Annotated in this window: 9 protein-coding genes; all 9 read right to left on the bottom strand. The window is 62.9% G+C overall.

Going from position 1 to position 9,398, the window contains the following annotated elements:
* Positions 1-70: 70 nt before the first annotated feature.
* A complete protein-coding gene (locus CQ14_RS00325; RefSeq protein ID WP_347337102.1) occupies positions 71-1,102 on the bottom strand; it encodes a copper resistance D family protein in 1,032 nt (343 codons plus the stop codon).
* On the bottom strand, positions 1,042-1,635 hold the full coding sequence (locus CQ14_RS47750) for a copper resistance CopC family protein (protein ID WP_347337101.1): 594 nt from the start codon (positions 1,633-1,635) through the stop codon (positions 1,042-1,044). Before CQ14_RS47750 ends, CQ14_RS00325 begins: the two co-directional genes overlap by 61 nt.
* A 10-nt stretch (positions 1,636-1,645) precedes the next feature.
* Positions 1,646-2,161 (bottom strand): YcnI family copper-binding membrane protein, encoded by a 516-nt coding sequence (locus CQ14_RS00320; RefSeq protein ID WP_057855970.1) that lies wholly within the window; start codon positions 2,159-2,161, stop codon positions 1,646-1,648.
* A gap of 9 nt (positions 2,162-2,170) precedes the next feature.
* Positions 2,171-2,656 (bottom strand): copper chaperone PCu(A)C, encoded by a 486-nt coding sequence (locus CQ14_RS00315; protein WP_057855969.1) that lies wholly within the window; start codon positions 2,654-2,656, stop codon positions 2,171-2,173.
* Between the two features lie 38 nt (positions 2,657-2,694).
* Positions 2,695-4,908 carry a TonB-dependent receptor family protein gene (locus CQ14_RS00310; protein WP_057855968.1) on the bottom strand — a complete coding sequence of 738 codons (2,214 nt, stop codon included), beginning with the start codon at positions 4,906-4,908 and terminating at the stop codon, positions 2,695-2,697.
* A gap of 84 nt (positions 4,909-4,992) precedes the next feature.
* On the bottom strand, positions 4,993-5,379 hold the full coding sequence (locus CQ14_RS00305) for a DUF2946 family protein (RefSeq protein WP_057855967.1): 387 nt from the start codon (positions 5,377-5,379) through the stop codon (positions 4,993-4,995).
* 49 nt (positions 5,380-5,428) lie between these two features.
* Positions 5,429-5,935 (bottom strand): TlpA family protein disulfide reductase, encoded by a 507-nt coding sequence (locus tag CQ14_RS00300; protein ID WP_057855971.1) that lies wholly within the window; start codon positions 5,933-5,935, stop codon positions 5,429-5,431.
* An 8-nt stretch (positions 5,936-5,943) separates the two neighbouring features.
* A complete protein-coding gene (locus CQ14_RS00295) occupies positions 5,944-7,158 on the bottom strand; it encodes a sialidase family protein (RefSeq protein WP_057855966.1) in 1,215 nt (404 codons plus the stop codon).
* A gap of 14 nt (positions 7,159-7,172) precedes the next feature.
* On the bottom strand, positions 7,173-9,347 hold the full coding sequence (locus CQ14_RS00290) for a TonB-dependent receptor family protein (protein ID WP_430650116.1): 2,175 nt from the start codon (positions 9,345-9,347) through the stop codon (positions 7,173-7,175).
* Positions 9,348-9,398: the final 51 nt, after the last annotated feature.

Genomic DNA, 9,398 nt, shown 5'->3' with positions numbered 1-9,398 from the left:
GCAAGCGCGGCTTGCCTGGAAGGCGGACCGGGGCCCGTTACCCCATCTACGAAACTACGCGAGCCCCAAATCACCGCACCTCCAATTCACCCTGCAACGAGATTTTCTGGAAATCGGTGACCAGCGCGTCGATCTGCATCTTCCAGCGGCCGGGCACCGGCAGCGCTACGCCCCGCACATGCCAGTAGCCATCCGGCCCGGGCGCCGCGCGCCGCTCCATCGGCTCGATGCCGCGCTCGGGCAGGCTCAGGATCAGCGTCGTCTCCTTGGCCGTCAGCGGCGCGGCATCACCCGTCATGAGTTGCAGCACGAAGTCGTTGGCACCGACCTTGCCCGGCGACACCAGCACCTGAAACATCGCAGCATCAGTGTGGATATGAACCGAGAGTGGCGGCGCCGCGGAAACGATCGAGGCGCGCGGCGGCGGCGTGAAGCGCCAGCCGGCGACCACGGCAAGGATGCCGATAACGAGCACGCATTCCAGCAGGATCGATCTCAACAAGGGCCGCGTTTTCGTGTAATCCGCGACCACGGCAGGCGTGAAGAGAAACCGGTTCAGCGCCGCCAGTCCAAGCAACAGGATCACCAGCGCCAGCTTGATCGAGAGGATGATGCCGTACTGGGTGTCGATCAGCGCGCGCAGGCTCCCGAGCTGGATGACCGAAAGCATCAGTCCACTCAGCACCAGGAGAGCGACCACCACAATCGCGATGGCCGAGAACTGCCTGAGCGCGCGCGGCAGGTCGTCATCACGCCGATGCGCCATGGCGGCCAGCGGCGCCAGCGCGCCGATCCAGTAGGCTGCGGCGACGCCGTGCAGGAACAGTGACGACCGCGTCAGCCATTGCGGCGAAGCGGTCGCGGCATGTCCGCTCGTCGCCAACGACAGCCCGACGCCCACCATGGCGAGCGTGGTCAGGCCCCAGGAAATCAGGATGCTCGGGCTTTGCCCCGCGAACCCGGCGATCGTCATCACGATCATCGCGATCAACAGCGACGGCCCGAGAGAGGTCGCGAACGCGCTGGTCCACGGCGCCGCCGTCATGATGCCGCCGAGCGGCAGGTTGAGGAGATCGAGCCCTTGCAGGGCGAGGGAGGCCACCGCACTGACGAGACCGATGGCAAGCGCACCGCGGCTGATCGTCGATCCGCTCGGCCCTGCCCGATCCAGGCCGCGAAGAATGCGCCGCCGACGCCCGCGAACAGGCCGAGATAGACCCCGATCCGCGCCAGCCAGATCAACACCGGCAGCGGCCCGGCCTTCGGCGGCGGCGCGGCCCCGGTCACGGCGCCAATCGAGAACACCAGCGATCCCGACACGGGATGGCCATCCTGCGAGACAACACGGTAGCTGACGATCTGGGTGCCCTGCGACAGGTCGTCGGGCAGGACGATCAGAACCGATTGGCCGGCCGCGCGGGTTGCGACGTCGCGCGCCTTGCCGCTGGCGTCGATGACGCCGACCACGGCCGGCGTGACGTCTTCGTTGAAATGCAACTGCACCATCTTCGGCGGCTGCGCCAGCACGCTGCCGTCGGCCGGTTCCGAAGACACAAGCGTCGCATGGGCCCACGCGGCACTTGCAACGCAGAGAGCCGACAGCAGCGCGGCAAGACTGGCAAGCGCGCGCGCCATCGGGATAACTTTACGGCTTCGCGATCAGCTTGATGCCCGGTGCCGGCGTCTTGCTGTCATGTCCGTGGCCTTCGGCCGGAATATCGATCCAGCGGCTGACGCCCTGCTCGCATTCCTGCACCACAGGGAAATACAGCGTGGTATCCGGCTTCAGGCCAGAGGTGAGATAGCTGGAAAAGACGAACTCATCGAAATTATCGTCGGCGAGTTTGCCGCCGCTCCACACCACTTCCTTGACGCCCTCGGATATTTTCCCGCCATGAAATTCATACTCCGTGGCGTACTTGCCCTTCACCGTCTCGACGGTCCAGCCCGGTTTGGGCATCGGCTTGATGCCGATCACGCCTTCCGGCACCTGCACCCGCAGCTTGACCGTCGGCGATCCCGCACATCCGTGCGGCACGGCGAATACCGCCTTGTAATACGAGCCGACCGGCGCCTGCCGCCGCTCGAGGGTGACATGCGCCGACGCCGAAGACGCCGATAACGCAGCCAGGGTGATGACGACCAAAGCGCCTTTCCGCATCAATGTCTCCTACTTCTTGTCTGCGCCCGCGGGACCCTTTGCGCCGACGCTCTGCACGTCGAGCGAGAGCGTCACCTTGCCCGCCTTCTCGAATTGAAGCGTGACCGGAACCTTGTCGCCCTCCTTGAGCGGCTGCTTGAGGTCCATCAGCATCAGATGATGGCCGCCCGGCGCGAGCTTGACGGTCTTGCCGGGTTCGATCGAAAGCCCCTTGTCGAGCGGACGCATTGTCATCACACCATTGTTCATGGCCATCTCGTGAATCTCGAACTTGCCGGCGACATCGCCGGAGCCGCTGATCAGGCGATCCGGCGCCGCACCCTTGTTCTCGATGGTGAGATAGCCGCCGGCGACCTTTGCGCCGCTCGGCGTCGCGCGGCTCCAGGCCTGTGTGATGACGATGTCACCGGCGGTGGCGTCGCCCGCCTGCGCGGATGATCCAGCCAGCGCCAACACGGCGGCGAAACAAGCAAGCGTATGGGCAATGTTCTTCATGATACCGATTCCGTTTGTGCTTTGGACCTGGAACGCACTTACCATCTGTACTTGATCCCCGCATAGACCGCCCGGCCGTTGCCGGGTTCAAATAATGGCGATGTCGGGGTCGCCTGGTTGATGATGCTGACGCTTGATATATAGGCCTTGTTCAGGAGATTGCGCCCTTCGACATAGGCCGAAACCGGCCCGCCATTGTCAAAGCCCGCCTTCAGCCCAAGAAGCGCATAAGCCTCCGTATTCAGCGTGTTCGCACTGTCGACAAAATAAGCCTGCGGCACCCATTCGACATTGGGCCCGAAATAGAACCCGGTGGGATTCTTGTACAAGAGCTCGGCGCGGAGATAGTGACGCGGGGCTCCGGGCAAGAAGTTGTTGCCGAAGGTTGCATCATTGTCGAAGCGAAAATCGTTGAATGTATAGGCTAGATTCAGCCAAAGCTTGTCCGGCGCCGGTCCGTTGTTGAAGATGCCTCGGAAAATCGCCGCCCCCGCTCCAGCTTCGATCCCCTGATGAACAGTGCGGTCGGCATTGGTGACATTGCAGTTGCCGAATGCGCTGTAAATGCACTGCAGTTCGTTACGAATGTTGGCACGATAGGCGGTAAGCTCCCAGGCGTAATCGGGCCGCTTCATCCGCGTTCCAATTTCGTAGGTCGTAGCGGTCTGCGGTCGGATGCTGGTGAAGGGAATGAACGGTATCCCCGGCCCGTTCGCGCTTTCGCCAAAACTCGGCACCTCCGCGCTTCGCGAGACATTTGCAAAGAGCTGCCATGTTGGATCGATATTCCAGAGCAAGCCCGTCTTCGGCGACCAGAGATTGAACTCCGTCGCGCCCGACTGGTCGCCGTTGCTCAGGAAACGATCCTGCCGGTTGCGGGTCGCATAAAGAAATTGCGTGCCGGCGATGAAGGCGACATTGGGCAGGAAATAGAAGCTGTCCTCTATATAGGCCGACGTATTCTTGGAGCTATCGATCGAGGACGACAGCAGCGCGCCCTTCTGGCCGCCGAGATTGGCGAATTGCTGGTTGTCGATGCTGCCGTTCAAAATGTTGACGCCGGCGACAAGGCGATTGCGGAAGCCGCCAATGATGCGGTCGTCGGTGACCTTGGCGAAGCCGCCGTAGTCCTTGTAACTGTAATCAAGCCACTGGAAGATCGGATGCATCAGATGGCGGTCGACACCGAAGGCGCCGAACTCGATCTTGGTGTCGTCGAGCCTGATGGTCGTCTTGTTGGCCACCCGCACTGTGTCGATGTTGCGCTGCTGGTCGCTGGCGACATTAGCGGGATTGGCAGCTTCGGGATTGGTCAGGGCCGATTGCTTGGTGACGGTGCCGGGGATGCGCTGGCGAACTTCGTTGGCGTTGAAATAGAACCGCGTCTCGGCGTCCGGCGAGAACTGGTAGCCGACATTGCCGCTGACGCGCGTGGCGCTGCCGAAACTGTGGTCCCTGAAGCCGTCTTGGGCCTGCGTCGCGGCGGTGACGAAGCCGTCCCACGGTCCGTTCGCGCCGCCGGCATTGGCCTGCAGCCGCTTGAACCCGAACCCGCCCATATCGACCGACACGCCGTTCGGCCACGGATCGCGGCCGGTCGGAATCACGAAATTGATGGCGCCACCCAGCGAGTTTGCGCCGAACTGCAGCGCGTTGGCGCCCTTCCAGACCTCGACATATTTGTAGGCGGTCGGGTCGATCTCCTGGAAATCGCCGTAGCCGTCCGCGGTGTTGATCGGGATGCCATCCATGTAGAGCTGCACGCCGCGCAGATGGAAGTTGCGCGACAGGCCCGAACCGCGGATCGACAGTCGGGTGTCGTCGCCCCATTTCGGCTGGGCAAAGACGCCCGGCACGTAATCCAGGATGTCCTTGATGGTGTTGGCGACGGTCGAGTTCTTGTAGGCCGCCGCCGGCACCAGCGCGACGCCGCCCGGCGTGTTGTTGATCTCGGTCAGCGCCTGCTGCGCGCTGAGCACGGCGAGCGCGCCGCGGCCACCCTGTCCCTGATCGCTGGAGATTGGTGCGGTGCCGGGATTGCGCGCCTGACGGACGTTGCGCGCGGATTGCGCCGTGCTGCGGGGTGGACGGGGCTTGTTGGCCGCACGCTTCTGTTCCGGCGCGGTCACCGTCACGGGCGGAAGACTTGTTCCTCCGGACTGGGCTTCAGCGTCGAATGGTGAGATGAGGACGGCGGCCGAGGCCAGCAGCGCGCGGCGCACGACACCGGCGGAAGGCTGAGAACGAAACATCGATGATTCCTGACACCAGCTCTTTGGCCGGCTTGCTCAACTGAACGAATTGGCACGACCGCAGGCCGCACCGTTTGACGGAGGTCAAGTGAGGTCAGGAATTGGCGGTGGCGCGCGCGCCTGCGCGTTCGAGCGGGCCGGCGCCGGAGGTACATGATGCGCAGCTTCCAGCCACGCGATGCGCTGGTATTGCCGCTGCAGGACGACAAACATCAACGGCGGTGGATCGACCGCAACCGCGCCGCCGTGGCTGACGCCGCAGAACGCACAGCAATTGGCGCCATGCCGCGGCGTGGCAGTGCTCGTCTGTGAGGCGTCCTGCGAGGACGCCAATCCGGAACAGATCGCCGCCATATGAAGCGGATCGGAGACCGCATGGGCGACGGCGCGAAATGCCCCGATCGGCGCCAGCAACTGCACCATGATCGAGAGCAGTACGATTGGAATGAAGATTTCCAGCCGCCGTCGCATGTTCACCCCAGGACGCCCGAGTCGCCGCACCGCCACTTATGCACGTTTCTCATCGCATTGCTGCTTTTTGCTGAGCCGACCATTTTTCGAGGTCCGGTATTTCCGCCGATCCCTCGATCGTGGTGACGGTACCGTCCGGCGCGATCAACAGCGTACGCGGGATATCCCCCTGCCAGGAGGGATCGATCTCGAACCGGAGCCGTTCGACAAAGCCGTCGCTGAATATCCAGTTTTCCGCCGACGCGAGCCCGGCCTTCTGCAGCATCGCACGGGTTGCGCTATCCAGGTTCGGAACGAGATCGGCGCTGATCATCACGACGTCGACCTCGGAATGATCCTTCATGAATTGGCCGAGCAGCGGCAGTTCGACCTTGCACGGGCCGCAGGTGACGCCCCAGAAATGCACCAGCGTCGGACGCCCGGCGTGCGCGCGCAGCATTTCCTGCCAGCTTCCCCGCACGAACGGTTTTAGCGTGGGCCCCGACGGCGTCTCGGCGATGGGCGCTTCGCCCAGGCACGCAATGAGGAATATGAGCGCGAGCAGCAGGCGCTTCATGATCTGGCTCATGATCCGTCTCCGATCGGCAGCAGGCGATAGCCGTCGGCCTTGGTCATCCAGGAAAGGAAGGTCTTCTGCCCGTTGCTGACCAGCAGCGGGTGATCGGAAGTATCCGTTGTCGTGGCGATCGCGACCGGCTTGGACCAGCTCTTGCCCTCATCATGCGAAATCATCGCGTTGACTGCAGTCTTTTCGCCGTCGAACTCCTTCCAGACCATGGTGGTGCCGTGCGGTCCGACAAGAACATATGGCCGCGTCGGATTGCGGTCGGCGCGGCCGAGCGGAATCGGATCGGAGAAGGTGCGCCCCTCATCTTGCGAGCGGGCATAAAACAGCCCCTTGCGCGCCTTGCCATTGGTGTACCAGGTCGCGTGGTAAGTCCCGGCGGCCGAGATGGAAAGACTGGGCCCATGATGCGGGCACGCGGCGATCTGCCAATCGTCGTTGCTGACGCGGCGAACCTCGCCTGGCGTCGCCGGGTCGGCGAACGTCATGACCGCATGATCCCGCACGCCGCCCTCGAAGATGTTCCTGAACACCACCACGGGATGGCCGGGGCCTGCGAAGGCGAGACCAATCCGGCAGCATTCGCAGGTGTTGTCGGCCGCCAGCCGCGTCTCGGAATAGGTCGCACCGCCGTCCTTCGATGAGGCGAAGAACAGCCCTGCCCCCTCGTACTTCTTGCCCTCCTGTTGCGCGGGCACCCGGTTGCGCTTGTCGATCCAGGCCGCGAACACCGAACCATCAGCATCGAGACCGAGCGCCACAAAACGCTGGCTCTCGTTACTCGGCGTGATCGGCTGCGGCTCGGCAAAGTTTTGGCCGCCATCGGCCGACCTCGTGGTCAGCACCTGTCCATTAAAGGCCTTGTCCCTGAAGCGCGAAAACGCCAGCGCAATGCCGCCGCTCTTCTCGATGACGATCTGCGGGCGCGCGTCCGGTCCCCAATCGAGCGTGAGCTTTTCGCGTGTCACCTGAACCGGCGTCGAGAAGCTGCGCCCTTCGTCCTTCGAACTCGCCACGGAGATGTGGCCGCCCGCCATGAAGGCGAGCCACAGCGTGCCATCCGATGCGAAGGCCGGCGCGACCTTCGAGGCGCAGCGCAGAGCTGTCTCCTCGCATGCCGCTTCCGAGGCATGCTGGTGGTGACTCATCTGCGCATTCGCGGCCGTGTGGCAAAGCGAGAAAGCGAGCGTCGCGAGCAGGCTCATTCGCAGCATGGCTTTACTCCTCCTCATTTGAACGCCAGCTTCATGCCGGCGATGAAGGCGCGCGGCGAACCGGCGTAGATCGAGCCGGTGCCGCTGAGACCTTGAACGCCACCCGTGACCGTGTTTTGGATGTTGTTCGCGGAAGCCACGTAGGTCCGGTCGAACACGTTCCTGACCTCGAAGTAGACATTCAATGATTTGAAATAGTCGGAGATGAGGTCCGTCTTGTAGTGGACGTTGAGATTGACCAGCTCGTAGCCGGGCGCCCTCTGCAAATTGGCGTTGTCCATGTAGAACGAGTCTTTCCACTGCACCTCGACGAACGCCCCGAGGCCAGCCAGCGGCCCCCACATCTGTTCGTAGCCAAGGCGCGCCGTCAGTTCGTGCGGCGAGATGCCGGGGATCTTGTTGCCCGCACGATTGAAGCTGAAGACGGTGCCGCCTGCGCCGGTGCTTCTGATGTCTTCGGTATATTCGGTGTAGAACTGATCGAGATAGGTATAGGCCGCGGTGAAACGCCAGCCGCGATAAAACTTCCAGTCGGCGGCGAGTTCTATGCCGCGATGCTCGGATCGTGGCGCGTTGAACATGTAACTGACGCCGGATACCTGTGTCGCCTGGCTCACCAGTTCGTTGCGGAAGAACTCATAGAAGCCGGTCGCACTGAACTTGAGCGCGCTGTTTGGCGTCCAGTCGAAACCAATATCGTAACCGAGATTGGTCTGCGTCTGGAGCTGCGTGTTATTGCCGGGCGCGCCGGTCGAAAGGACGAAAAGGTTACTGACCTGCGGTGTGCCGTAGCCGGTGGCGACACGCGCGCGGAACAGCCACTCGGGATTCAGCTTGTAGAGCAGTGCCAGCTCGGGCGCGGTATTCTGAAATTGCCGGTCGGCGGTCGTCGGGATGATCGTCGGATTCGGGACCGGTGATGTTCCGTAATTGTAGGCGGTATTGATGCCCTTGAGATGCGTGGCCTCCCATCCGATTCCCGCAATGGCAGTCAGTTGCGGCGTCAGCTTCAACTCTTCACGCGCACGTACGCCATAGTTAGTGGTGTCGCTCCAGGTATTGCTCTGCAGCCTGCCCAGCGTCGCGTTGCCGCCCGGCATGACGAATCTCGAATCGCTCGACGCCGTGAGCGTGTTGTAGAACGCGCCGAAATAGACAGTGGACTCCAGCCCGAAAATTTCGCCACGCTTGGTAATGTCGCTCATGTAGTTGTACGACGGAAAATCGCCGATCGCGCTGGTGGAGCCGGTCGGCTGGTTGATGTTGCGATCGTCGAACACGAACTGATTGCGCCACGTCGTCGTGTTGTCGAAATCATGCTCCCATCGCCCGCCGACGATCGTTCGTCTGTCGAAGCGGCCAAGGCCCGCCTCAGTGGCGGTCTGAGGTGTTGTTAAGCCGTTAAAGCCATTGTTGAACAACGACACCGTCGGGCACCCCAGCGCGACGTTCCCGCCCGTCGTGCAGCCCTGCTGGTACGGGTTCTGATAATACTGGGTCAGCGTCTGGCGGAGCGGCAGCCTGGTATCGAGATTGTTGTTGATGAACTTGACGGTGAACCGGTCGTCGGGCGTCGCCTGCAACGTGCCGAGGAAATTCACCGTCTGGGTGTTGAACCAGCTATTGCCGATAAAGCCGTCGCCGCGCGCATCGCTCGCAAACAGCGAGCCTTCGAAGTTACCGACCTTCTTGCCGGTGGCAAGGTAGTTGTTGAGGTAACCAAAACTGCCGCCCTCGACGCCGTATTCGACCCCGTCGATGGTACGGCCCGGGCGGGTGCGGAAATTGAGCGCGCCGCCGGTGGCGTAATTGCCGAAGAGTGCAGATGACGGACCGCGGATCACATCGATCGCGCTATAGGCCTTGGGGTCGATCAGGTCGCTCCGCGAAAGTCCGTCCGGCTGTGTGACCGGAAAGCCGTCCTCGAAGATCACGAGGTTGCGGATGCCAAAACCGTTGCGGGCGTTGGAGCCGCGGATCGAGATGCCGATGTCGCGGGGCCCGTTGCCCTGCTTCACCGAGATGCCCGGGCTCTCGCGCAGCACGTCGGCGACGGAGAATGCCGGCCGGTTCTCGAACTGGCTGCGGTCGATGGTCGTCTCGGTCTGGCCGGCCGGCGCCTGGTACAGCAGTGCGCGCGCCACACTTGGCGTGATACCGGCAGTCAGGGAGCTCGCGGTCGGCGTAATGGGCACAGGCTGCCGCGCCTGCGTCCTGGCGGCGGAACGCACCGCCGGTTT

This window comes from Bradyrhizobium lablabi (assembly GCF_001440475.1).
Taxonomy (GTDB): Bacteria; Pseudomonadota; Alphaproteobacteria; order Rhizobiales; family Xanthobacteraceae; genus Bradyrhizobium; species Bradyrhizobium lablabi.
The sequence above is the reverse complement of the archived record's forward strand: the minus strand, read 5'-3'. Positions and strand labels throughout refer to the sequence as shown.